The sequence below is a fragment of the Micromonospora sp. L32 genome, from assembly GCF_052068055.1.
Lineage (GTDB): Bacteria > Actinomycetota > Actinomycetes > Mycobacteriales > Micromonosporaceae > Micromonospora > Micromonospora purpureochromogenes.
Map to the genome: position 1 here is coordinate 376,282 of NZ_JBQHDD010000005.1, position 21,706 is coordinate 397,987.

Consider the following 21,706-nt stretch of genomic DNA (forward strand, 5'->3'; position numbering starts at 1 on the left):
CGGGTCAGCAGTCACGCAGCTCGGGAGACTGGTTGAGCAGCTGACCACGGACGGAGACGAAGCGGCGGTAGGTGTCGGAGTCGACGGCGGAGGGACGGAACGCCGCGACGCGGTGGCAGTTCTGGAAGGCCAGCTTGACGCCGAAGTGGCGCTCCAGGCCGGCCCGGATGGCGTCGCTGGCCAGGGCACGCAGGAGCTGACCCCGCTCGGCCTCGCTCGGCGGTGGGACGACGTTGTCGGCGAACTCGGCGTCGGACGACCCCAGGTCCGCCACGACCCGGCTGACGACCTGCCAGGCGTACGGCAGCGAATCGCGAACGCAGGACACGAAGGCCTCGTCATCGACGGGGCCCGACTCGGCGGCCTGCAACAGGCTCGGTGGCACGGTGAGAGACATGCTCCTCCTCCTAGACGGTAACGATCACGGTTGTCGTTAGCGTCGCGTCATGAGCACATCACGCACGCTCGGTGGCGTCAATGGCACGGGGCGTGTTCGCTGGAGGTTGGTGGGCCTGACCAGCGGTGGGCTCTGACCTATCGGGTGGTGCAGTTCGCGCACGTACCCATGATCTCGAGCGTGTGGTCGACGGCGGTGAATCCGTGCTGGGCGGCTGTCCGGCTCGCCCAGGACTCCACGGCAGGGCCGACGATCTCCACCGTACGTCCGCAGTGCCGGCAGACGAGGTGGTGATGGTGGCTGCGGCTGCACCGGCGGAACATCTGCTCACCCGACGGCAGGCGCATCATGTCCACCTCACCGGCGTCCACGAGGGTCTGCAGGGTGCGGTAGACGGTGGTGAGACCCACCCCGGCACCCCGGTCGCGCAGCTGCGCGTGCAGGCGTTGCGCGCTGCGGAACTCGTCGGACTCCTCGAGCAGCGTGATGACCTCGCCGCGCTGCCGGGTGTTGCGAGCAGCGCCGGGGATCGACTTGACCACCGCCTGGACCCCTCTCGTCGACGGCACGCCGTGCGGTCACGGCAGCACCGGGGACGGTCCGCCGGTTCGAACTGTCCCTGTCGCACTGCGGCTCGTCGCGGCGTTCATGGTAGCGGGCAGCGCCGGTCGGGCCGGTCGAACTGTCGTGGCGGTCGAAGGCCGGCCCGTTGCTCGCCCTACCGCCGCGCCACGGCCGCACGCTTGAACCGGAATGCCGACAGTCACCCGACGAACGGCACTCCTCTATACACTCATCCGCACCAGCAGCCCGGAAGGTGTCCGGAGTCGGCCCCTGCTGCCATTCGCTGACGCTGTACAGACCGGAACGGAATCGGTGTGACTGCTCCCGAGCGCATCGCCCCATCAGGTGAAGAGCCGCCCGGCGAACCTCCGGTCAGCCACGAGTCGCCGCATTCCCGCGGTGCCGCCGTGCGGGCGGTGATCGCCGACCGGATCAGCAGCGTCGAGGTGCTCGCCGCGCTGCTGATCCTCCTGATCGTCCTGCGGGACCCACTCGCCGGCCTGCTGTCCGCGCCGTCCCTGGCGACCTGGACCACGGTATTCGTGTCGGTGATGGTGCAGGCGGTCCCGTTCCTGGTGTTCGGCGTGCTGCTGTCGGCCGTGATCGCGGTGTTCGTACCGCGGTCCTTCTGGGCGCGTGCCCTGCCGAAGCATCCGGCCCTCGCCGTGCCGGTGGCCAGCGCCGCCGGTGTCGTCCTGCCCGGATGTGAGTGCGGCGCCGTGCCGATCGCCGGGTCCCTGATCCGCCGTGGGGTCACCCCCGCGGCGGCGCTGGCCTTCCTGCTCGCCGCGCCGGCGATCAACCCGATCGTGCTCGTCGCCACCGCGGTCGCCTTCCCCAACAACCCCGAGATGGTCCCTGCCCGCGCCGTCGCCAGCCTGGTCGTCGCCATGTTGATGGGCTGGTTGTGGCTACGCCTGGGACGCGCGGACTGGATCCGGCTACCACGCCGGCCCGAGCTTGACGGCCTTCGACGGGGCGAGGCGTTCTGGTCCGCCGTCCGGCACGACGTGGTCCACGCCGGGGGCTTCCTCGTCGTTGGCGCGATGGCGGCGGCCAGCATCAACGTCCTGGTACCTGAACGGTGGCTGCAGACCCTCGCCGACCAGCCGGTGCTCTCCGTGCTGGCACTTGCCGTGCTGGCCGTCCTGCTATCCATCTGTTCGGAGGCAGACGCGTTCGTCGCCGCCTCGCTGTCGCAGTTCTCCCTCACCTCCCGGCTCGTCTTCCTCGTGGTGGGTCCCATGGTCGACCTCAAACTCATCTCCATGCAGGCCGGAGTCTTCGGCCGCCGCTTCGCCGCCCGGTTCGCCCCCGCCACCTTCACGGTCGCGGTCGCGGTCGCCGTCGGCACCGGGGCGGTGCTGCTGTGAACCGCCAAGCCCAGGCCTGCATCATGATCCTCTTCGGCGGCGCGGTCCTCCGGGCCAGCCTCACCGACCTGCATCTGCGCTACGTCAAGGAGGGACTTCGCCCCTTCCTCATCGGCGCCAGCCTGCTGCTGATCATCACCGCCGTGATGACCCTCTGGTACGAACTGCGACCCGCGGCCGCCGCCACATCCGGCGCAGCCGACGAGCAGCAGCCACCCGCCCCGGCTGATCCTGACGGCGCGGTGGGTTCCGCTGCGGCCACCGCACCCGGGCACGACGACCATGGACACCACGGCCATCACGGGCCGCGCGTCGCCTGGCTGCTCCTCCTGCCCGTCCTCGGGCTCCTGCTGGTCAGCCCGCCCGCGCTCGGCTCGTACGCCGCCGGCCAGTCCGGCACCGCGCTCACCGCCGAGCAGAACTACGACTATTCCCCGCTGCCCGCCGGTGATCCCGCGCCGATCTCGGTCATCGACTATGCCGCCCTGGCCCTGTTCGACAAGGGCCGGTCGCTCGGCGACCGCCGCGTCCAGTTCACCGGCTTCATCACCCCCGGCCCCGGCGGCGAGCCGATCCTCGCTCGGATGATCATGTCGTGTTGCGCGGCGGACGGCCGGCCGGTCAAGGTCGGCATGACCGGCGATGCGCCTGCCGGCCTGGCCGACGACACCTGGGTCGAGGTCACCGGCCGGTACAGCCAGCGTATCGGCCGCGACCCGGTCAACAACGAGGAGATTCCCTACCTCGATGTCGAGTCCTGGCGACAGGTGAACGCGCCGGCCAATCCCTACGGATAGCCGGTCTCGTTCTCGGATCGAGGTTGGAAATGCTGGACGTTGAACGCCGGGGCCCGTTCCCGTGGTGCGGGCTGGCGTTCGGCGCCGATGCGGCGTTCACGTGGTCGCGGCCGCCAGGGTCGCAGACCGCCGGAGTTGGAGCGCTACCGCGCCGCCCTCAACGCCGGAGCGGACCCGGCTGTGGTCACCGACTGGATCGCGCAGAACCAGGCGGAACGCGCTCGCGCGGAAGCAGATCTATGCGCGAACGCGGGCACCACCCCGCCGGATGAGCCGAGCAGAGATCAGGGCCCTGGTGACCGCACTCGGCGACATCGCCGCCGTGCTCCGCGACGCCGACCTGGCCGACAAGGCCGAGGTGTGCCGGCGACGCGGACCCCGGGCTGAAACGCAAACGGTGCCCGCTGGCTGGCCTGCCCATGGTCGTCCCGAGTTCGGCGTGGCTGGAGATGCAAGGCTCGGTAGACCCGAGCGAGGTTGGCCTCGACGGTAATTGGGCTGATGATCTGACGCGGGATGCGTCGAAGGCCGTGCGGTGCGTACAGTTCCGGGTCGGACTTGGGGTGGGCCGGATAGATCCGGCGCAGGGAACGGGATGAGACAGCGGCGGCATGACGGCGGACAAAATTACAGAAAACGGTCAATACGGCATTGACCGCGGCCGACTGGAGACCTGTCTCAGCGTCTTTGAGGCGTTGGAGGACCTGCCTCCCGATCACCCCGACGTGGTGCGGGTGCAACGGGCCACCGCGAAGCTCTACAAGGTGATCAAGCAGCGGCGACGCGAGGAACGGCGGGATGCCATCGCGGCGGCCGACCGCGCGGTGACGGCGGCCACCGCCACCGGCGCCCCTGGCCGGATCGACGACGAGACCCAGGGCATCCCGCTCGCCTCCCCCACCGTCGGTACCACGGCCGGCTTCCTGCACAATCCGCGCGGCTGCTACGTCTGCAAGCAGCGCTACCGCGAGGTGGACGCCTTCTATCATCAGCTCTGCCCGCCCTGCGCCGCGCTCAACCGGGAGCGCCGGAACGCCCGCACCGACCTGACCGGCCGGCGCGCGCTGCTCACCGGCGGCCGGGCGAAGATCGGCATGTACATCGCGCTGCGGCTGCTGCGCGACGGCGCGCACACCACGGTGACCACGCGGTTTCCGCACGACGCGGTCCGCCGATTCGCCGCGATGCCCGACAGCGCGGACTGGCTGCACCGCCTGCGGATCGTCGGGATCGACCTGCGCGACCCCGCCCAGGTGATCGCCCTCGCTGACTCGGTCAGTGGCCAGGGACCCCTCGACATCCTGATCAACAACGCGGCGCAGACCGTCCGCCGCACGCCCGGGGCGTACGCGCAGCTCGTCGCCGCAGAGGCGGCGGCCCTGCCGGACGGCCCGCTGCCGGAGATGATCACGTTCGCCAAACCGACCGGCCGGAGCGACCCGGCCGGCAGCCTGAACGCCCCACCGCAGCCGGCGATCACCGCGCACGCGCTCACCGCACTGGCGCTGACCAGCGGCTCCGCCTCGCCGGAACGGATCGCGGCAGCCACCGCCATCGACGCCGGCGGTCTGGTGCCGGACCTCGACCCCGTCAACAGCTGGGTGCAGCGGGTGCACGAGGTGAACCCGGTCGAACTGCTCGAAGTGCAGCTGTGCAACGTGACCGCGCCGTTCGTGCTGGTCAGCCGGCTGCGACCGGCGATGGCCGCAGCGACCGCCCGCCGCAAATACGTGGTGAACGTGTCAGCGATGGAGGGCCAGTTCGCCCGCGGCTACAAGGGGCCGGGCCACCCGCACACCAACATGGCCAAGGCCGCGCTGAACATGCTGACCCGGACCAGCGCCCAGGAGATGCTGGCCGACGGCATCCTCATGACCAGCGTCGACACCGGCTGGATCACCGACGAGCGACCCCACCCGACGAAGATGCGGCTGGCGGACGCCGGCTTCCACGCCCCGCTGGACCTCGTCGACGGCGCGGCCCGGGTCTACGACCCGATCGTCCGCGGCGAACAGGGCGAAGACCTGTACGGCTGCTTCCTGAAGGACTACGCGCCCTGCGCCTGGTGATCGGCGCGCCCACCCCGCAGTCGGCCACCCGGGCTCAGGCCGACATGGTCAGCACCGTCGCCCCGTCCACCACAGGTCCAAGCTGCGGTGGCTGCCGCGATGGAGCCGTTCTGAGGTCGGCTCCATGACGGGCCCCGAACTGGCCGACGATACCCTGACCGGCCTGCTCGCCTGGTTCTCCCTGATCCACATCCCCGACGACGAGTACCCAGGGTGTTCGCCGAGTTCCACCGAGTGCTGCGGCCCGGCGGGGTCATGCTGCTCGGCTTCCACGCCGGCGACGGCAGCCGGCTCAAGACGGAGGGCTACGGCGGCTACCCGATGAACGTCTACGTGCACCGCCGCCCACCGGGCTGGGTCACAGCCTGGCTGGACGCCGCCGGCTTCACCGTCGAGGCCGAGATGCTGCACCTCCCGGCCAAAACATCGAGGACGCATTCCTCTTCGCCTATCGGTGAGGTCCCAGGCCGACGTCATCCGCGCCATTAGCCGTTGACGACCCACCGTCCGCCCTTCGGATCGCTGGTGGGCCACCGGTCTTGGGGCATGAAGACACCGACACAGCCGATCCGGCCGGCGGCGTTCGTCACTTTGATGCAAGCCGTCGAGGGCCATTGTGTGGTGTTCCACGCCGTCGGCGTCGTGGGCCTGGTAGCCGACTGCCTCAATCGATTTCTGCACCCCGTCGTGTACGAAGCATTCCCAGGCTGACTTCTGCTCGAGGGACGCTCAATTCGGCGCGGACGGGAGGGTTGGCGCCGCGACGAGCGCATGTGCGTGCCGCTACCTCGGCGGCGAACTCGACCACTTCGGTGAGGACGGCGCGGTCAGCGGCGGCGAGTGTGCTGCGCCGTTCCGCCTTCAGCAGGTCGGCCTCGCTGAGCGCGGCGAGCATCCCGGCGGTGAAGGCGTCCCCCGCCCCGACGGTGTCCACCACATCTGTATGGTGCGCCGCAACTTCGACTTCGTGCCGGCGGGTCGCCGCCCATGCACCCAGCTCGCCGAGCGTGACGACCACAACGTGTGCGCCGAGGGCCAGCCACCTCCGCCCCGCCTCCTGGTAGGGGCGGCCCGGGTAGATCCAGTCCAGATCGTCGCCGCTGACCTTGACGACGTCGCTCAAACTGACAAAGGCGTCGATTCTTCCTCGGGCGCCGATCGGGTCGCCGGTCACTGAGGGACGGCAGTTCGGATCGAAGCTGATCATCGTCGACGGGCGTGCCCGCCGCACCAGTGCCAGCACGTCGTCGGCTCCCGGCTGTAGGACCGTGGCGAGCGATCCGGTGTGCAGGCAATCGCCGTGCGCATCCTCGACCATCTGCCCAGGGAAGGCTTGCCATTCGATGTTGAAGTCGTAGGTGGCCTGGCCCTTGGGATTCAGGTGCGTCGTCGCCACGCTTGTCTGCGCGAGGTTCAGGATCGACTGCTGGCTTAGGCGTACGCCGTTGCGCTCGATGTAGGCGCGGAGCATCCGCCCGTGGGCGTCGTGCCCGATCTGGGTCAGCAGGGTGGTGGGCTGACCGAGTCGGGCCAGAGCGGTGGCCACGTTCGCGGGGCTTCCCCCGGGGTACGCCGCCATCGTCCCCGCTGTCTCCTCGATCAGATCCACGAGGGTCTCACCCACGACGGTGATCACGTCTCTCCTTTCTGGATGGCATCGATGCTGTGCCGGGCCGTGGATCAGCTCGTTGCGTGGCCGGGAGTCTGTTCGAGGGTGGTGGCACCGGTCATGATTGCCACCGCCTCGGCCATGGTGTGCGACGACGGGCTGACCACGCCGGCGCAGCGACCCAGTCGTTGGATGTGGATGCGGTCGGCGACCTCGAACACGTGCGGCATGTTGTGGCTGATGAGGATCACCGGGAGTGTGCGGGACCGCAGTTCCTCGATCAGTCTGAGCACCTGGTTGGACTCCTTGACCCCGAGCGCGGCGGTCGGCTCGTCGAGCACGATCACCTTGCTGCCGAAGGCGGCGGCCCGCGCCACCGAGACGGCCTGCCGCTGGCCTCCGGAGAGCGTCTCGACCGCCTGCGCGACGTTCTGCAGGGTGCCGATGCCGAGGTCGGCGAGGGCTTGGGCGGCCTCGCGGCGCATGCCCTGCTGGTCGAGCATCCGGAAGACGGAGCCGAGCGGTCCGCGGCGGCGCTTCTCCCGTCCAAGGAAGAGGTTGCTCGCGATGTCCAGCGCCGGGGCGACGGCCAGGGTTTGGTAGACCGTCTCGATACCGGCGTCCCGGGCATCCTGCGGGCGCTTGAAGTGCACCGGCCGGCCCTCCAGGAACAGCTCTCCAGCGTCCGGGCTTAGCGCGCCGGTGAGGCACTTGATCAGCGTCGACTTGCCGGCGCCGTTGTCGCCGATCACGGCGAGCACCTCGCCGGGATAGAGGTCGAGGTCGACCCCGTCCAGCCCGACGACCTTGCCGAAGGTCTTCACCAACCCGCGGGCCGAGAGCACTGGCGTACGCTGCGCCGGTTCTGCCGCGGGCGGGCGGCTGCCTGGGCTGTGCGTGGTGGCGGTCATGCTCGCACCTTTCTGATCCACTGGTCGACGGCCACGGCGAGGATCACCAACAGGCCCACGGCGAGCACCCGGTACTGGTCGTCGACGCCGGCGAGGGAGAGGCCGCTGCGGAAGAACCCGACGATCAGCGCGCCGAGGAGAGTGCCAAGCAGCACTCCCCGGCCGCCGAAGAGGCTGGTGCCGCCGATCACCACAGCCGTGATGCTTTCCAGGTTGGCGTCGGTGATGGCGTTCGGGCTGGCCGCGCCCGCCCGTCCGATGAGGATCCAGGCGGTGATGCCGTAGATGGCTCCCGCCACCAGGTACACGCTCAGCAGCACCCGGTCGACCCGGATGCCAGCGAGCCGCGCGGCCTCCTTGTCGTCGCCGACCGCGTAGACGTGCCGGCCCCAGGCGGTCTTGGCCAGGGCGTAGCCCACCACCAGGTAGATGAGCACGACCGCGACGACGCCGAAGGTGATCCGGAACTCGCCCACCGGGAAGGATTCCCCGGTCCAGCTGAGCACGGGCGGCAGATCGGTGGCCTGGACACTCTGGCCATCGGAGTAGAGCAGCCCGATGGAGGTGAAGACGCTGAGCGTGCCCAGGGTGACGATGAAGGGCGGCAGCTTCAGCCGGGTCACCAGCCCGCCGTTGAGCGCGCCCGCCGCGGCGCCCACAGCGATGGCGAGCAGAACGGCGAGTACGCCCGGCAGCCCCTGCCCCTCGGCCAGTTTCGCCGAGAGCATCATCGCCAGGATGGCGATCGCGCCGACCGACAGGTCGATCCCCGCGGTGAGGATGATGAGTGTCTGCCCGACGGCGAGCGCGCCGATCACGGCCACCTGCTGCAGGACGAGCGACAGGGAGTTCGGCGCGGCGAAGCGGGGGTTGAGGGTGGAGAAGACGACGAACGCGATAACCAGCACGAGGAACGGGCTGATCGCGGGGTGGGCGTGCAGCAGGTGCTGAACGCGTTGCAGCGGTGAGTGCCGGCGCAGCGCGAACTGCTGCGCTGCGCTGGTTGGTGGAGTGGTCGTGGTCACGGGCTGCTCCCTGGGGTGGTCGACGGAGGCGGACGACTGCCCGGTCGAGGGCGCGGGATGCGAGTTCCCGGGCGCCTCGACCGGGACAGCGGTGGACTCAGCCCCAGCAGCGCCCGGTGGCGTCGGCGCTGGTGATGCTCTCGACCCCGGTGGCCGGCTTGTCGGTGACCAGGGTGACGCCGGTGTCGAAGAAGTCGAGGCCACCGGTGACCTGCGGCTTCTCACCGTCGTTCGCAATTTTCTTGATGGCCTGCACGCCGAGTTCGGCCATCTTCAGCGGGTACTGCTGTGAGGTGGCGCCGATGACGCCGTCCTTGACATGCCGTACGCCGTCGCAGCCGCCGTCGACGGAGACGACCAGGACGCCCTGGGTCTTGCCCGCCGCCTGCAGCGCCTTGTACGCGCCGACCGCGGCCGGCTCGTTAATGGTGTAGACGACGTTGATGTCGGGGTTCCTGGTCAGGCAGTTCTCCATGGCGGTGCGACCGCCGTCCTCGGCGCCCTGGGTCGGCTCGTTGCAGGCGATGGTGTAGGTGCCGCCGGAGTAGTTGCCGGTCTTCGCCTCGTCGCCGTTCTTCTTCTTGTCGGCGGTGTCGATGCCCATCCCGGCCAGGAAGCCCTGGTCCCGGTTGTAGTCGACGGAGACGACCTTGTCGTTGAACAGATCCAGCAGCGCGATGGTCGCCGGCTTGCCAGCGAGCTGGGCCGCCGTCCACTTGCCGACGAGTTCACCCGCCTTGAAGTTGTCGGTGGCGAACGTGATGTCCACGGTGTCGGCCGGGTCGGGCGGGGTGTCCAGGGCGATCACGTAGAGCCCGGCGTCACGGGCCTTCTTGATAGCGGGGTTCACCCCGGGACCGTTCGGGGTGATCAGAATGCCTTCGTCCCCCCGGGCGATCGCGTCCTCGATGGCCTGCACCTGGCCGGCCTCGTCGCCGTCCTCCTTGCCCGCGGCGACGGTGAGCTTGACGCCCTCGGCGTCGGCGGCCTTCTTCGCACCCTGCTGCATGGTCACGAAGAACGGGTTCGTGGAGTTCTTGGTGATCAGCGAGACGGCCACGGTCGGGGCGCCGCCGCCGGTTCCTTCGTCACCGGAGCCGCCGCAACCGCTGACGACCATGCTGGTCGCCGCCGCGGCGGCGACCAGCAGCGCCGTAGGGCGACGGCCAATGCGCTGGATCATGTCTTCTCCCTCGGAACCGTCCCCGGCGCCCTGCCGGGAAGCAGTGTTGACAACGATGTCAGCGCAGTTTCCAGTGACGTACCCGAAGATGTCAATGGCATGACAACGACTTTTCCAGTTGCTGCTCGCAGTCGTACCCGCGCTGTTGACATCGATGTCAAGCAGCCGCAGGATCGCTGCACCCGGCGCCCCACCACTGACGGTGTCCAGCGCGGGGACCCGGGCGCCCACCGCCGGCCGGACGGCCGGCGTCCATGACGGACGGAGGATGTGGATGAGAATCCGACGATGGTTGGCCGCATGCGCGGCCGCGGCCGTGGTGGCGGCGATGCCCGGCGCCACCGCCAGCGGTGCGACCGGCGGCACGAGGGACGAGCCGTACCGCCCGCAGATCCACTTCAGTCCCGAGCGGAACTGGATGAACGACCCGAACGGGCTGGTCTGGTACCAGGGCGAATGGCACCTCTTCTACCAACACAACCCCGAGGGTGCGCAGTGGGGCAACATGTCGTGGGGCCACGCGGTCAGCCGCGATCTGTTCCACTGGGAGGAGCTGCCGGTCGCGCTCCCCTACTCGGCCGACGAGCACATCTTCTCCGGGTCGATCGTCGTCGACGAGCGGAACACCTCGGGCTTCGGCCGCCCTGGCGTGCCGGCGATGGTCGCCGTCTACACCAGCGCCTACCCGGCTACCGGCATCCAGGCCCAGTCGCTGGCCTACAGCATCGACCACGGCCGGACGTGGACGAAGTACGCCGGGAACCCTGTGCTCGACCTCGGGTCGCGGGAGTTCCGCGACCCGAAGGTCTTCTGGGACGCCGAGGCCGGCTACTGGGTCATGGCGATCGTGCTGGCCACCGAGCACAAGGTTCGCTTCTACCGCTCCGCCGACCTCAAGGCGTGGACCTACCTGAGCGACTTCGGCCCGGCCAACGCCACCGGCGGGGTCTGGGAGGTGCCGGACCTGTTCGAGGTGCCGGTCGACGGCGACCCGCAGAGCACCAAGTGGGTGCTGGTGGTCAACCTGAACCCGGGGTCAGTGGCCGGCGGGTCGGGCGCTCAGTACTTCGTCGGCGACTGGGACGGGACCACCTTCACCGCGGACAACATGGTGACCGGCGAGCCGGAGCCCCCGGCCGGAACACTCTTCGCCGACTTTGACGGCGACTACGCCGGCTGGACGATCGAGAACGACCCGACGCTGGCCCCCGGGCCTTTCGGCACCGCCCCCTACCCGGGGACGGTCCCCGGCCAGCAGCTGGTCAGCGGCTTCCGCGGCCGTTCCCTGGTGAACAGCTTCCTCGGCTTCGACACCCCGAAAGGGCGGATGATCTCCCCCGAGTTCACCCTCGACCAGGACTTCCTGAACCTCCTCGTCGGCGGTGGCGCGCACCCGCACCTGCCCGGCGCGACCACCGAGTTCGTGCCCGAGGGCGCCGAGACCGTGCTCGACTTCGAGCTGCCCGACGGCCAAACGTACGAGCAGGCGGGCTGGACGGCGACTGACGGGCTGCGCGGCCGGACGCCGGTGGTGGGTCCCGCCCGCTCGGAACGCGGGCACGTGGGCGACAAACTGCTCACCACCTTCTACGAGGCCGACACGACGACCGGGACGCTCACCTCGCCGGCGTTCCCTATCGACCGGAACCACCTCAGCGTGCTCGTCGGCGCCGGCGGTCACGTCGATGCGAGCGCGCGGACGGTGGTGGAACTGCTCGTCGACGGCGAGGTGGTCCGCACCGGCACCGGGAACTTCTCCGGCTTCGTGAACTGGCGCAGCTGGGACGTGGCCGAGTACCGGGGCCGCAGCGCCCAGCTGCGCATCGTCGACGAGAACACCGGCGGCTGGGGGCACCTCCTGGTCGACCACCTGATCGCGACCGACGAACCGGTGCTGCCTCGGTCGGTGGAGACCGCGGTCAACCTGGTCGTCGAGGACGACGTGGTCCGCACCGCCACCGGCAAGGACAGCGAACGCCTCGACTGGGTCGCCTGGGACGTCCGTGACCTGGCCGGCCGGCGGGCCCACCTGGAGATCAACGACTTCAACTCCGGCGGCTGGGGCCACATCCTCGTCGACCACGTCATGTTCGCCGACCGGCCGGCCGGCAGCGAACTGGAGCGCTACGACTGGGTCGACTACGGCAAGGACTACTATGCCGCGATCTCGTACAACGGCGTCCCGGGCGGCGAGCGGGTGCTCGTCGGGTGGATGAACAACTGGCAGTACGCCGGCGGCATCCCCACCTCCCCGTGGCGTGGCGCGATGGCGCTGCCCCGGGAGTTCGGGCTCGCCACGATCGACGGGGAGGTGCAGCTCGTCCAGCGACCGGTCAGCCAGATCCGCCGGCTCCGCGGGGCCGGCGGCGCGTACGCCCTGCGCGACGCCGTCGTCGGACCCGGCGTGCGGGACCTGCCGGCAGCCGCCGACGGGACCGTGCTGGAGATCGAGGCCGAGTTCGAACTCCGCGACGCCGACCGGTTCGGCCTGCACGTACGCGGCGGAGACGGCGAGCGGACCGTGATCGGGTACGACGCCGCCGCGCGGCGCCTCTACGTCGACCGGACCCGGTCCGGCGACGTCGGGTTCAGCCCGCTCTTCCCCGGCGTGCACTCCGGCCCGCTCTCCGTCGATGGCGACCGGGTGCGCATGACGATCTACCTGGACCGCTCCTCCGTCGAGGTGTTCGGCGGGGCGGGTCAGACCACCATCACCGACCAGATCTTCCCCGCGCCGGGCAGCGACCAGACGCGGCTCTTCGCCGAGGGTGGGGAGGTGCTGGTGCGGTCACTCACCGTCCGGCCGCTGCGGTCCGTGTGGCGATAACCTGGGACCCGATCATCAGCAGTCCGGGGGCCGCGGCAGGTACCGCGGTCCCCGGCGTCGCCTCCGCTAGGAGCGCTCATGGACGGTGCGGTTTCCAATTCGACGATTGCCCGGGCTCGGCCCACGCTACGGGACGTCGCCCTGCTCGCTGGCGTGAGCACGAAGACTGCCTCCCGGGTGGTCAACGGCGAACCGGGAGTCTCCCCGTCCAAGATCACGGCCGTGCAGCGGGCGATCACGCAGCTCGACTACCGTCCGAACTTCACCGCCAGCAGCCTGCGGCGCGCTGGCGGCCGCAGCGCGGCGATCGCCGCCGTCCTCGAGGACCTGGCCAACCCCTTCTCCTCGGCGCTGCACCGGGCGCTGGAGGACGCCGCCCGCGAACGGGAGGTGCTGATCTTCGCCGGAAGCGTCGACGAGAGCCCCGAGCGGGAGCGCGACCTGGTCCGGGCGTTCACCATGCGGCAGGCCGACGCCCTGGTGGTGGTGCCGGCAAGCGACAACCAGAGCTACCTGATGGGCGACGTCAACGCCGGCACCCCCGTGGTGTTCGTCGACCGGCCCCCGGTCGGGCTGCCCGTCGACGCCGTCCTCACCGACAACCACGACGGCGCCGCCGCCGCTGCCCACCACCTGGTCCGGCACGGCCACCGGGACATCGCCTACCTCGGCGACCTCCAGACGATCTCCACCGCCCGGCAGCGCTTCCGGGGTTTCAAGGAGGCGCTCAGCGACCACGGCATCCGGCCCGATGCCGCGAACATCGTCCACGACCTGCACACCGAGCGCGACTCCGAGGAGGCGGCCCGCCGGCTGCTGACCCGCGAGTCCCCGCCGACCGCCCTCTTCACCTCGCAGAACCTCGTCACCATCGGCGCCATCCGGGCGCTGCAGCAACTCGGCCGGCAGCAGCAAGTCGCCCTCGTCGGCTTCGACGACTTCCCCCTTGCCGACCTGCTCCAGCCGGGCGTCACCGTCGTCGCGCAGAACCCGTCCGAGATGGGCCGGGTCGCCGCCTCCCTGATCTTCCGCCGCCTCGACGGGGAGCAGTGGCAGCCGAGGACCCACCTCGTGCCGACCCGGCTGATCGCCCGCGGGTCGGGCGAAATCGCGGGGCCGCACCGGGACTGAGGCGCACCCGCAATGGCGGGAATGTAACGCCCGTCAGGGCGGTATCACCGGATCGCCTCATGGATGTGCAACCGGCAGGTGAGCATCGGCCGTCGCTTGCTGGCCGTCGCGCCAATTGATGACTTCGGTCAACCCGGTCTGCGTAGTCCTGTCATGCGGACTGGGATTCGGTTGGCGAGGTAGAACCCCCAGTCAGGTTCGGTGGTGCGGGCCGGCTCCGTTCGCGCGCGGCGCTGATGATCGAATCGAGTCGGTCGCGGGTGGTAGACAGGTCGCGTACCTGGGCGTCGATGCGGGCGCGCTCGAAGGTGTGTGCTGGACGGACTTGCCAAACCCGCCATCCGGTCAGCCGGCGGTTGGCAGAGTGGGAAAGGTGAGCAGGAGGCGGCCGGTGCGGCAGCGGCACCAGCGCCTTGCGCGAGTCCTCGGGAACCTTCACTTCTCCACCGGGGCTGCCGGCGTCACCAAGTTGGAACTGTTCCTCGACCTGGTCTTCGTGTACGCATTCCTCGCTGCGACGAACCTCATGGCGGAGAACTTCCGAGTCGAGGGCGTGTTCCAAGGCGTCTTGGTGATCCTGCTGCTGTGGAGATGCTGGAGCTCATATGCGTTGCTCGGCAATCTCGTCAGGGTAGACCGGGGAATCATTCGGCTGGTCATGTTCGGCGTGGCCGCGACGATCCTGTTGATCGGCATCGCCGCGCCGGTGACCTTCACCGACCGGCCGGGAGGCCTGTTCGGGCCGCTGATCTTCGTCGTCGCCTTCTTGCTTGCCCGGCTCGTTGCACTGCTGATCCTGACGTACGCCGGATCAGGCGAGCAGCCGATCCGAGCGTCCGTCCTCGGCAGGTGGTTGCCCTTTGCCGGCGGCGCGGTTCTGCTGCTGTGCGGCGCGCTACTTCCTCGTCTCCTACCCTCGGGCATCGACGGTGAGACTGTCCGGCTGGCCCTATTCTTCGCCGCAGCCGCTGTCGATTTCATCGGCGTACGAGCGATCGGCATGGGTGGCGTTCGAATCGCCTCCGTGCCGCACTGGGCAGAGCGGCACCGGCTGGTCATGCTCATCGCGCTGGGCGAGACGATCATCTCGATCGGCACCAGCCGCGGCCTGATCGGTGATCCCCCGATCACCTGGTCGGTCATCGGGGGTTCGGCGCTGGGCCTCATCGTGGTGGCCGTGCTCTGGTGGCGCTACTTCGACATCGCCGGATTCGCCGCCGAGCGGGCACTGGAGCAGCAGCCGGCATCCGCCAGGTCACGACTCGGCCGCGACGTGTACACGATCCTGCACCTTCCGATGATTGTCGGCCTCGCCCTGTTCGCGCTGGGGCTCAAACGTGCCTTGAGTTCGGTCGAGCCCGCCGACGCAGCCAGGTGGGACGAGCTGGGCACGCTGGTCCTTTACGGAGGTGTCCTTCTGTACCTGCTTGGCATGGTGGCTCTCGAGTACCGCACCATTCGCCTGCTGGGTCGGAGCCCGTTGCTGGGGGTCGTTCTGGTGGGTGCCGCGGTGCCGGTCGCGGTCCACCTGCCGGCGGTGGGTGCCGTAGGGCTGCTTGCCGCCCTTCTCGCCAGTATGGTCCTGGCTGACCTCACCGTCTTCCGTCGGCGGCACCGCGCGCTGCACGAACGGGTGGCGGGGGCGGCCGACCGGACCACCGGCACCGGGGTCACGCCGAAGGAGCTGTTCCTGGATCTGGTGGTCGTCTATACGTTCATCCAGGTCACGGTGTTGACGAGCCGGCATCCCACCGGGCCGGGGGTCGCCCAGGCACTGGCAGTGCTCACCCTGCTGTGGATCGCCTGGTCCCGCTACACGCAGGTAGGAAACGTCCTGCGCAGCGAGTCCATCCCCGTCCGGTTGAGTGTCCTGCTGGTCGTGGCGCTGGCCCTGACCATCGGTATCGCCATCCCGCAGGCGTTCGATCACGTGCCGGACGGCCTGCCCGGGCCGACGGTCGTCGTCGCCTGCTACATCGCCCTCCGCTTACTGCACCTGGCCGCGCTCCGGCTTGTTGGCCGCCCGGACCGGGCGCCACCCGCACACGTGCTGCGGGCGAGCGTCCCGACCTTGACGGCGCTCGTCCTGCTGATGGTCGCCGCCCTGACGTCCGCGCGACCGGACGCTCCGGAGGTGCTGGGGCAGTTGGTGGCGAGCCTCTGGCTGGCAGCCATCGTCGTCGACCTCGCCGGCGGCTACCTCGTCCTGCGGTTCTGGTGCGTGAGTTCGGCCAGACACTGGAGCGACCGGTATGCCCTGATCATCCTCATTGCACTGGGAGAATCGATCATCTCAACGGGAGTGGCGGTTTCCGGCCGCCCCATCTCGTGGTCGGTCGTCGGTGCCATCGTCACCAGCATGGTCCTGCTGGCCACGCTCTGGTGGGCGTACTTCGACACCGACGCCGTTGTCGGAGAGCGCACCTTGCAAGCCCGCACTGGCGATCAGCGGGCGGCGCTGGCCCGCGACGCGTACGCCTACCTCCACCTGCCGATGATTGCCGGGCTGATGCTGCTCGCCGTCGGCCTGCGTGAGATTCTCGACGTGCTGAGCGAACCGTCAGGACCGGCGCGTACCCCGTTGGGACACGCCATCCTCTTCGCCGGGACAATCGTCTATCTTCTTGCCAACCAGGCATTCTGGTGGCGTGTCCAGCGCGAGGTCCGCTGGGTCCGCGTTGTCGGAATCCTGTTCGTGATGGTCCTCGCGCTGGTGACCAGCCCGCTGTCGCCGCTGCTGGCGCTGACTATCCTGACCGCCACCAGCGTTTCCGTGATGGCGATCGACTCGCTCCGTGCCGCCGACCTACGGCGACGACTGTCCGAACCACGCTCGGCCATCCTGACCGACGCCCGGCCGGGCAACCCGATCACGTAGCCCGGTGGAGCGCCGTCCCGTTCCTGACCTTTCCGCACCCGAGATCTGTCGAATCGTGTGCATGAGGAGGATGAGGTGCATCAACGCGAGGCTGCGCAACCTCTCTCAGGCGAACGATCGACACGTCCCGTTGCGGGACGATCAGCGCCTCGGACGCGGTGGACGCCGCCCTGTGACAGGTCGAGTCGCGGTGGATGATCCGCGACCATGGGCTCGCGCCGCCGCCCGTCGTCCGCGGGTGGCAAGGGCGTGCTCGTCCCGCTGCCACCGGCTGCGGCCGAGCTACGACAAGGCCGTCGACGACCGCACCAGCGGACCGATCCTGCGCAACACCGTCGGCGTGCGGATGGACCGGCACGCCGCCACCCGCCGGCTCAAGCACCGGACCCAGGCCGCAGGGATCCGAATGCCGAGGATGCATCCCCACATGCTGCGCCACACGTTCGTGACGACCATGCTCGGCGCCGGTGTCAGCCTGCGCGACGTGCAGATCGCCGCCCGCCACGCCGCCCCGCGAACCACCATGCGCTACGACCGGGCCCGCAAGAACCTCGACCGGCACCCCAACTACATCCTGGCCGCGTACATGGCCTCCAGGACATAGCCAGCGCTCGCGGCTTCGCCGATGAGGGGGCGGCTCGGCCGAGTTGGGGCCACGACCTCAAGGAGCGGCTCAGTCGGCAGGCGATGGCCGAGCTCGGGGGGTTACGGTCTGGTCGAGTTTGTCAGGGCCGGTTGTGCACGAACCACGCGTCACCGGCGGGCAAGGCAACGGCGACCTCCCACCGGCTCAGGTCGAGGTTCGGGGCGAGCGCCTTGAGCTGGCCGGCCGCGTTCCATGCCTCGTCACCCGGTGCCGGCCGACGACCCACCTGGAACTGCAGCATGGTGCCCCACGACGCGACCAGGCGGGCGTCCCACCGGTGGCGCCACTGCGCCAACACCTTGGCGAGCGTCCACTGGTACTCCCGGGTGAGCGCACCGAAGAAGTCCACCCAGTACCCCGAGCTGCGGACGTCGCTGGTGGGCAGCAACATGAGCAGGACGCTGTCAGGCGTGTACCAGTAGTCGGTCTGTGTCACGAACCGCACGCTGCCAAGCACCCGGGCGTACAGGTCGGCGTCGGCGAGCAGCCGATCGTACAGCGCCCGCTCCAGCGCCTGGCGCGGAGTCGGCAGCGCCACATCCGACACCAGGGCCGTCAGGTCCAGGTCGACGCCGGCCATGCCACGCGCGTAGTACTCGACCCCGCCCTCGTCGACCTCGTCGTCCTCGCTGTAGTGGCGGTAGGCCAGCCAGGGTTCGGAAGACTCGGCCGCCTCGGCGAACGCGCGCAGCTCCGACTCCGACGGACCCGGCTCGGGCTCGGGCCGGATCCTCAGCGTGTCGTCGAAGTCGTCGGTGACCATGACGGGCCGGCGTCCGATGACCGGCACCAGTGCGTCGGCAGCCTGCCAGGCCTCGTGCAGGCGATTGGGGTCGATGTCGGCGACGAGGACAGTGCCCGACGGGCCGTGCCCGATCGGCAGGCCGGCCAGTGGCGTGCCGACGAACGCCGCTTCGATCTGGTCGAGGTCGTTTCGCACGGTGAAAGTGTCTCCGATCATCGACGCGACGCGGCGTCGAGGTGGGTCCGGGTGCAAATTACGATCCGGCGAGCAACGCACGCAGCATCGCCCAGGTCTGGTCGAGAGGTCCCCTCGCCGAGCCTCCGCGGCCATGGATGGCGCCATTCACACCGCCGCCTCCGTTCATAGCCTTGTTCGCCGCGTTGACGGTGGCATCAACATCCTGCGTCGTGATGTCCCCGAGGACGGCGGGACGACTGGCACGCCACTATTCTGCCCGTGAGCACCGGCTACAGACCCAGGCCATCTGGTTCCGTCGGGCGTGAGGCTGATGCGCTTGCCGTAGGAGCGGTCCCTCTGGCCGCGGTAGCCGAGGACGGTCAGATACATGCCCTACCAGTAGGGCCGACTCCAAGTCCTGATGCCGCCCTGACATGCCGCGCACCGTGAGCCGGGCCCGTGCCTGTGGCGTCACGGCATCGGTCTGCGCTGACCGTTGATCCTGCGTCGAGCCGGGTCGTGCGGCGGCGTCGCCGTCGCGTCAGCGGACCGCTTGATTGCCGACGGTGCAGGCTCGGATCGCGATGGTGACCTGGTTGCCCGCGGAGGGGTCGATGACGCAGTGCAGCCCGAGGTCTGTGATGCGGCCGTCGCGTGCGTTCCACTCGCGGGCACCGGCGTCACGCCCCAAGATTGAGCCGAGCGAGTCGATCGTGGCCTTCCAGAAGTTCGGCCAGGCGCGGCGGGGCCCGACCACGAACGCAAGCTGGAGGGCGATACCGCCATCGGGAAATGGTTGAGCGGCGGTGATCTGGTCGCGGATCTGCCGCGTTCATGCACGTCGCTGCCACCGTTGCTTGATCGGCTGGTCTGGGTGGTCTCCTTCGGCCGTGGGCTGATGCGGTACGTGACCGACGTCTACGCTTCGTCGCGTGCCGGTGGGATTCGGGGTAAGCCTGGTCGTCCGTGGTCAGACCGTGGACCCGGGGGGAATGCTGGTCGCCGCGGCCAGGGCCGTTGCTGCCAACGGTATCGAGATCGATCGCGTTGGCGACGTCGTGAGGTTCACCGCCGACGAGATGCGCGATCTGTCGGTCCTGGCGGCGCCGTTGGCTGGCTGGTGGCAACAGCACGGACCGACCACGGCCGGTGACGTTGCCCTACGGTTCGTCGGGCCGAACGGGGTCACCGAGCTGACCTACAGCATGCTCGACATGGCCGTCGAACACGTCCAGCACATCATCGAGGTCGACAGCGGCCGGCCCTACGGCCCGGGTGAGGCCCCCGGGCCGATACGGCGGCTCACCGCGGCGCTGTTACGCCGGGCCCGGACCGGCTTCACCGCGTCGGAACTGTCGATGCGCGACGAGGGCGCCGTCCTGTGCGTGGCTCTGGCCGGCCGCGACCTCGACGACCGGCCCCGCATCCTGGAGTTTCAGGCATTCGACCCAGCGCATGACGAGTACGACCCCGGCGACGACGACGGCTACTGCCTGCTCACCGAGCACCACGTACCGGTCTTCCAAGGGCTGGTCGCGCTCATGCTGACCCGGCGGACGCTACGCCTACAGCTGACCGACGAAGCGGCCCGAACCTGGGGAACACGGTCGGCGACGTACCCGGTCAGGCTCCACCTAGACAACCACGAGATCGAACAACTGCGCCTGGAGCTGCGGCGCCTCTTCTCCTTCGGAGACGATCGACTACCCGCACCCAAACTCGAGCTCCGATAGAAGGCGCTCACACCTCTGACCCGCTGGCCCAGCGCACGCTCATGCCGCGACTCGCGCGGGGGGTCGCGGGCTGTGCGGGTGTGCCGGGGGCAGGGAGACGAACAGGCGCGCTTCCGGCGTGCTGGTCGCTGCTGCGGCGATGGCCTGGCGTGGGTCAGTCGGTCTCCGCGTCCCGCAGCATGCGACGGGCTCTAGGGTCGTCGGCGGCGTGTTGCAGTAACGCGATCGGTGGTGCCGCGAGCCCGCACCGGGCTTCGATGGCGGCCGTCATCTGGTGCCGTTCGCGGGGAGGGAGCCGGTAGCTCTGGCCGACTGCGAACTGATACATCCAGCGCAGGTGTGGGCCGTCCTGTTCGTGCAGCCCGTCGATCAGGTAGGGCAGGAGGACCCGAACGACGATCGGGTGGACGGTCAACGCCAGCTCCGCTGGCCGTTCCCAGCGGGCATTGCGCAGGATCATGCCGCCGCCCCACTGTCCGGCCCACCAGTCACTGCTGTCGAACAGCATCGCGCACACCCACCGGGCGAAAGCCGCGCAGGGGCCGAGCCCTGCGGCAGACAGGAGGTCAACGAATTGGCTAGCGCTGGCCAAGGCGTCACGGCGCCGCCCTTGCGCCCAGCACGTCAGGTAGGTGCTCCACGCCTCGGCCAAGGGGCCGGCGGGCAGCGGTGAAGCGGAGAGCTGATCCCGACTCAGATGACGCACGTGGAGATTCTCGCCGACATCCGTCCAGTGGCTGGCCGCGGTATGCCGGCTCATCTCCGCAGCCCGGCTATCCATAAGACGAGCGCCGGATGCGGCGCCGGCGCTGGGCTGGACGAGCGCTCGCTCATGCCGCCAACCGAGCGTCGCGGTGCGTGACGGGCGTGCGCCTGCGCTCGGCGCGCGGTCTTGCCGACGACAGGACGCTAAGAGTCGGCGAGGGACACCCGAGCGCGGTATGTGCGTATCCCCATAGGCTCAGCCGCGGCTGCCGGTGCGCTCGCGGACGGCGTGGAGGTGGCGGGTGTTCCATTCGGAACGGCATTCGTCCCGCTGGCTTAGCACCAGCTCATGCCTTCGCAGTGCCCGAAGGAAGTCCAGGAACAGTGCGATCTCGAGCCCGGGCGTTGATGAGGGCATCAGGCAAGGCATCCTGACTGCCGTGAGTGATGGATACATCCGCCTGATCCCGACGGACCTGAACTGGCAGCCCACCCCCGAGGCCGCTGCCGCGGCCGTGGCCTACGTCGCTCGGCTATTTTCCGGTCCTGACGACGACGTCGAGCATGTCGACCACGATTTCTACGACAAAGTCACTCTGATCGACGCCGGCGAGAACACCACGCGGATCACGTGCTCGCGCTGCGTCGGGGAGATCGATATCGAGTGGTTCTACGATCTGATCGAGGAGAGCGGCGAGAGTTTCGACAACCTGGATACGACGGTGCCGTGCTGCGCTGCGGTCGTCTCACTGGTCACACTCCGCTTCGACTGGCCGGTCGGCTTCGCGCGATTCGAGGTGTGCGCCATGAACCCGACTCGCGCGAAGTACGAACTCGATGCCCAGGAACTCGCCGACGTGGCCACCCTTCTCGGCCACCCTGTCACGCAGATCCTCGCCCACTACTGATCAGCCGGCTGCGTAGTCCGCTCGAGAC

Annotated in this window: 19 protein-coding genes and 1 pseudogene; 10 read left to right on the plus strand and 10 right to left on the minus strand. The window is 69.4% G+C overall.

Going from position 1 to position 21,706, the window contains the following annotated elements; genetic code table 11:
- Positions 1 to 4: 4 nt before the first annotated feature.
- A complete protein-coding gene (locus ACTMTB_RS16585) occupies positions 5 to 397 on the minus strand; it encodes an SCO5389 family protein (RefSeq protein WP_441146563.1) in 393 nt (130 codons plus the stop codon).
- A gap of 137 nt (positions 398 to 534) precedes the next feature.
- Complete coding sequence (locus ACTMTB_RS16590; protein ID WP_441146564.1) at positions 535 to 939, minus strand: Fur family transcriptional regulator; 405 nt, start codon at positions 937 to 939, stop codon at positions 535 to 537.
- Positions 940 to 1,275: 336 nt separating this feature from the next.
- On the opposite strand from ACTMTB_RS16590, the gene ACTMTB_RS16595 reads away from it, so the two are divergent.
- The 4 genes from ACTMTB_RS16595 (at position 1,276) to ACTMTB_RS16610 (ending at position 5,689) form a co-directional block, all read left to right on the plus strand.
- A complete protein-coding gene (locus ACTMTB_RS16595) occupies positions 1,276 to 2,334 on the plus strand; it encodes a permease (protein WP_441146566.1) in 1,059 nt (352 codons plus the stop codon).
- Positions 2,331 to 3,131, plus strand: coding sequence for a TIGR03943 family putative permease subunit (locus ACTMTB_RS16600; RefSeq protein ID WP_441146568.1), 801 nt, complete (start codon positions 2,331 to 2,333; stop codon positions 3,129 to 3,131). Before ACTMTB_RS16595 ends, ACTMTB_RS16600 begins: the two co-directional genes overlap by 4 nt.
- A gap of 611 nt (positions 3,132 to 3,742) precedes the next feature.
- The gene (locus tag ACTMTB_RS16605; RefSeq protein WP_441146570.1) at positions 3,743 to 5,200 is read left to right on the plus strand and encodes an SDR family NAD(P)-dependent oxidoreductase; all 1,458 of its coding nucleotides are present in this window, start codon (positions 3,743 to 3,745) and stop codon (positions 5,198 to 5,200) included.
- Positions 5,201 to 5,413: 213 nt separating this feature from the next.
- Positions 5,414 to 5,689 carry a hypothetical protein gene (locus ACTMTB_RS16610; protein ID WP_441146572.1) on the plus strand — a complete coding sequence of 92 codons (276 nt, stop codon included), beginning with the start codon at positions 5,414 to 5,416 and terminating at the stop codon, positions 5,687 to 5,689.
- Positions 5,690 to 5,864: 175 nt separating this feature from the next.
- Here the strand turns inward: ACTMTB_RS16610 and ACTMTB_RS16615 are convergent, their stop codons facing one another.
- From ACTMTB_RS16615 to ACTMTB_RS16630, 4 genes are all read right to left on the minus strand, one after another.
- A complete protein-coding gene (locus ACTMTB_RS16615) occupies positions 5,865 to 6,836 on the minus strand; it encodes a carbohydrate kinase family protein (RefSeq protein ID WP_441146574.1) in 972 nt (323 codons plus the stop codon).
- 44 nt (positions 6,837 to 6,880) lie between these two features.
- Positions 6,881 to 7,720 (minus strand): ATP-binding cassette domain-containing protein, encoded by an 840-nt coding sequence (locus ACTMTB_RS16620; protein ID WP_441146576.1) that lies wholly within the window; start codon positions 7,718 to 7,720, stop codon positions 6,881 to 6,883.
- On the minus strand, positions 7,717 to 8,745 hold the full coding sequence (locus tag ACTMTB_RS16625) for an ABC transporter permease (protein ID WP_441146578.1): 1,029 nt from the start codon (positions 8,743 to 8,745) through the stop codon (positions 7,717 to 7,719). The genes ACTMTB_RS16620 and ACTMTB_RS16625 overlap by 4 nt, the downstream gene beginning before the upstream one ends.
- A gap of 97 nt (positions 8,746 to 8,842) precedes the next feature.
- Entirely contained in the window at positions 8,843 to 9,928 is a 1,086-nt protein-coding gene (locus tag ACTMTB_RS16630; RefSeq protein ID WP_441146580.1) for a substrate-binding domain-containing protein, read from the minus strand.
- Between the two features lie 274 nt (positions 9,929 to 10,202).
- On the opposite strand from ACTMTB_RS16630, the gene ACTMTB_RS16635 reads away from it, so the two are divergent.
- The 4 genes from ACTMTB_RS16635 to ACTMTB_RS16650 all read left to right on the plus strand — a co-directional run bounded on the left by ACTMTB_RS16635 (position 10,203) and on the right by ACTMTB_RS16650 (position 17,368).
- Positions 10,203 to 12,755 carry a GH32 C-terminal domain-containing protein gene (locus ACTMTB_RS16635; protein WP_441146582.1) on the plus strand — a complete coding sequence of 851 codons (2,553 nt, stop codon included), beginning with the start codon at positions 10,203 to 10,205 and terminating at the stop codon, positions 12,753 to 12,755.
- A 78-nt stretch (positions 12,756 to 12,833) separates the two neighbouring features.
- Positions 12,834 to 13,886 carry a LacI family DNA-binding transcriptional regulator gene (locus ACTMTB_RS16640; RefSeq protein ID WP_441146584.1) on the plus strand — a complete coding sequence of 351 codons (1,053 nt, stop codon included), beginning with the start codon at positions 12,834 to 12,836 and terminating at the stop codon, positions 13,884 to 13,886.
- A gap of 391 nt (positions 13,887 to 14,277) precedes the next feature.
- The gene (locus tag ACTMTB_RS16645) at positions 14,278 to 16,764 is read left to right on the plus strand and encodes a low temperature requirement protein A (protein ID WP_441146586.1); all 2,487 of its coding nucleotides are present in this window, start codon (positions 14,278 to 14,280) and stop codon (positions 16,762 to 16,764) included.
- A 238-nt stretch (positions 16,765 to 17,002) separates the two neighbouring features.
- Complete coding sequence (locus tag ACTMTB_RS16650; RefSeq protein WP_441146588.1) at positions 17,003 to 17,368, plus strand: tyrosine-type recombinase/integrase; 366 nt, start codon at positions 17,003 to 17,005, stop codon at positions 17,366 to 17,368.
- A gap of 121 nt (positions 17,369 to 17,489) precedes the next feature.
- Here ACTMTB_RS16650 and ACTMTB_RS16655 read toward each other — a convergent pair whose 3' ends face one another.
- From ACTMTB_RS16655 to ACTMTB_RS16665, 3 genes and pseudogenes are all read right to left on the minus strand, one after another.
- Positions 17,490 to 18,350, minus strand: coding sequence for a DUF4253 domain-containing protein (locus tag ACTMTB_RS16655; protein ID WP_441146590.1), 861 nt, complete (start codon positions 18,348 to 18,350; stop codon positions 17,490 to 17,492).
- Between the two features lie 121 nt (positions 18,351 to 18,471).
- Positions 18,472 to 18,567, minus strand: a pseudogene (locus tag ACTMTB_RS16660) (O-acetyl-ADP-ribose deacetylase); the annotation flags it as partial.
- 306 nt (positions 18,568 to 18,873) lie between these two features.
- On the minus strand, positions 18,874 to 19,089 hold the full coding sequence (locus ACTMTB_RS16665) for a hypothetical protein (protein WP_441146592.1): 216 nt from the start codon (positions 19,087 to 19,089) through the stop codon (positions 18,874 to 18,876).
- 175 nt (positions 19,090 to 19,264) lie between these two features.
- Here ACTMTB_RS16665 and ACTMTB_RS16670 point away from each other — a divergent pair, with 175 nt between their 5' ends.
- Positions 19,265 to 20,065, plus strand: a complete 801-nt coding sequence (locus ACTMTB_RS16670) for a hypothetical protein (protein ID WP_441146594.1) — start codon at positions 19,265 to 19,267, stop codon at positions 20,063 to 20,065.
- A gap of 154 nt (positions 20,066 to 20,219) precedes the next feature.
- On the opposite strand, the gene ACTMTB_RS16675 is transcribed toward ACTMTB_RS16670, so the two are convergent.
- Positions 20,220 to 20,573 carry a hypothetical protein gene (locus tag ACTMTB_RS16675; protein WP_441146596.1) on the minus strand — a complete coding sequence of 118 codons (354 nt, stop codon included), beginning with the start codon at positions 20,571 to 20,573 and terminating at the stop codon, positions 20,220 to 20,222.
- 637 nt (positions 20,574 to 21,210) lie between these two features.
- On the opposite strand from ACTMTB_RS16675, the gene ACTMTB_RS16680 reads away from it, so the two are divergent.
- Positions 21,211 to 21,678, plus strand: a complete 468-nt coding sequence (locus ACTMTB_RS16680; protein ID WP_441146598.1) for a hypothetical protein — start codon at positions 21,211 to 21,213, stop codon at positions 21,676 to 21,678.
- Positions 21,679 to 21,706 lie beyond the last annotated feature (28 nt).

Bases quoted from the DNA above. Each gene is read 5' to 3' on its own strand.
- ACTMTB_RS16585 (WP_441146563.1), bottom strand. From the start codon at position 397: ATGTCTCTCACCGTGCCACCGAGCCTGTTGCAGGCCGCCGAGTCGGGC.
- ACTMTB_RS16605 (WP_441146570.1), top strand. From the start codon at position 3,743: ATGACGGCGGACAAAATTACAGAAAACGGTCAATACGGCATTGACCGC.
- ACTMTB_RS16620 (WP_441146576.1), bottom strand. From the start codon at position 7,720: ATGACCGCCACCACGCACAGCCCAGGCAGCCGCCCGCCCGCGGCAGAA.
- ACTMTB_RS16630 (WP_441146580.1), bottom strand. From the start codon at position 9,928: ATGATCCAGCGCATTGGCCGTCGCCCTACGGCGCTGCTGGTCGCCGCC.
- ACTMTB_RS16635 (WP_441146582.1), top strand. From the start codon at position 10,203: ATGAGAATCCGACGATGGTTGGCCGCATGCGCGGCCGCGGCCGTGGTG.
- ACTMTB_RS16640 (WP_441146584.1), top strand. From the start codon at position 12,834: ATGGACGGTGCGGTTTCCAATTCGACGATTGCCCGGGCTCGGCCCACG.
- ACTMTB_RS16675 (WP_441146596.1), bottom strand. From the start codon at position 20,573: ATGCTGTTCGACAGCAGTGACTGGTGGGCCGGACAGTGGGGCGGCGGC.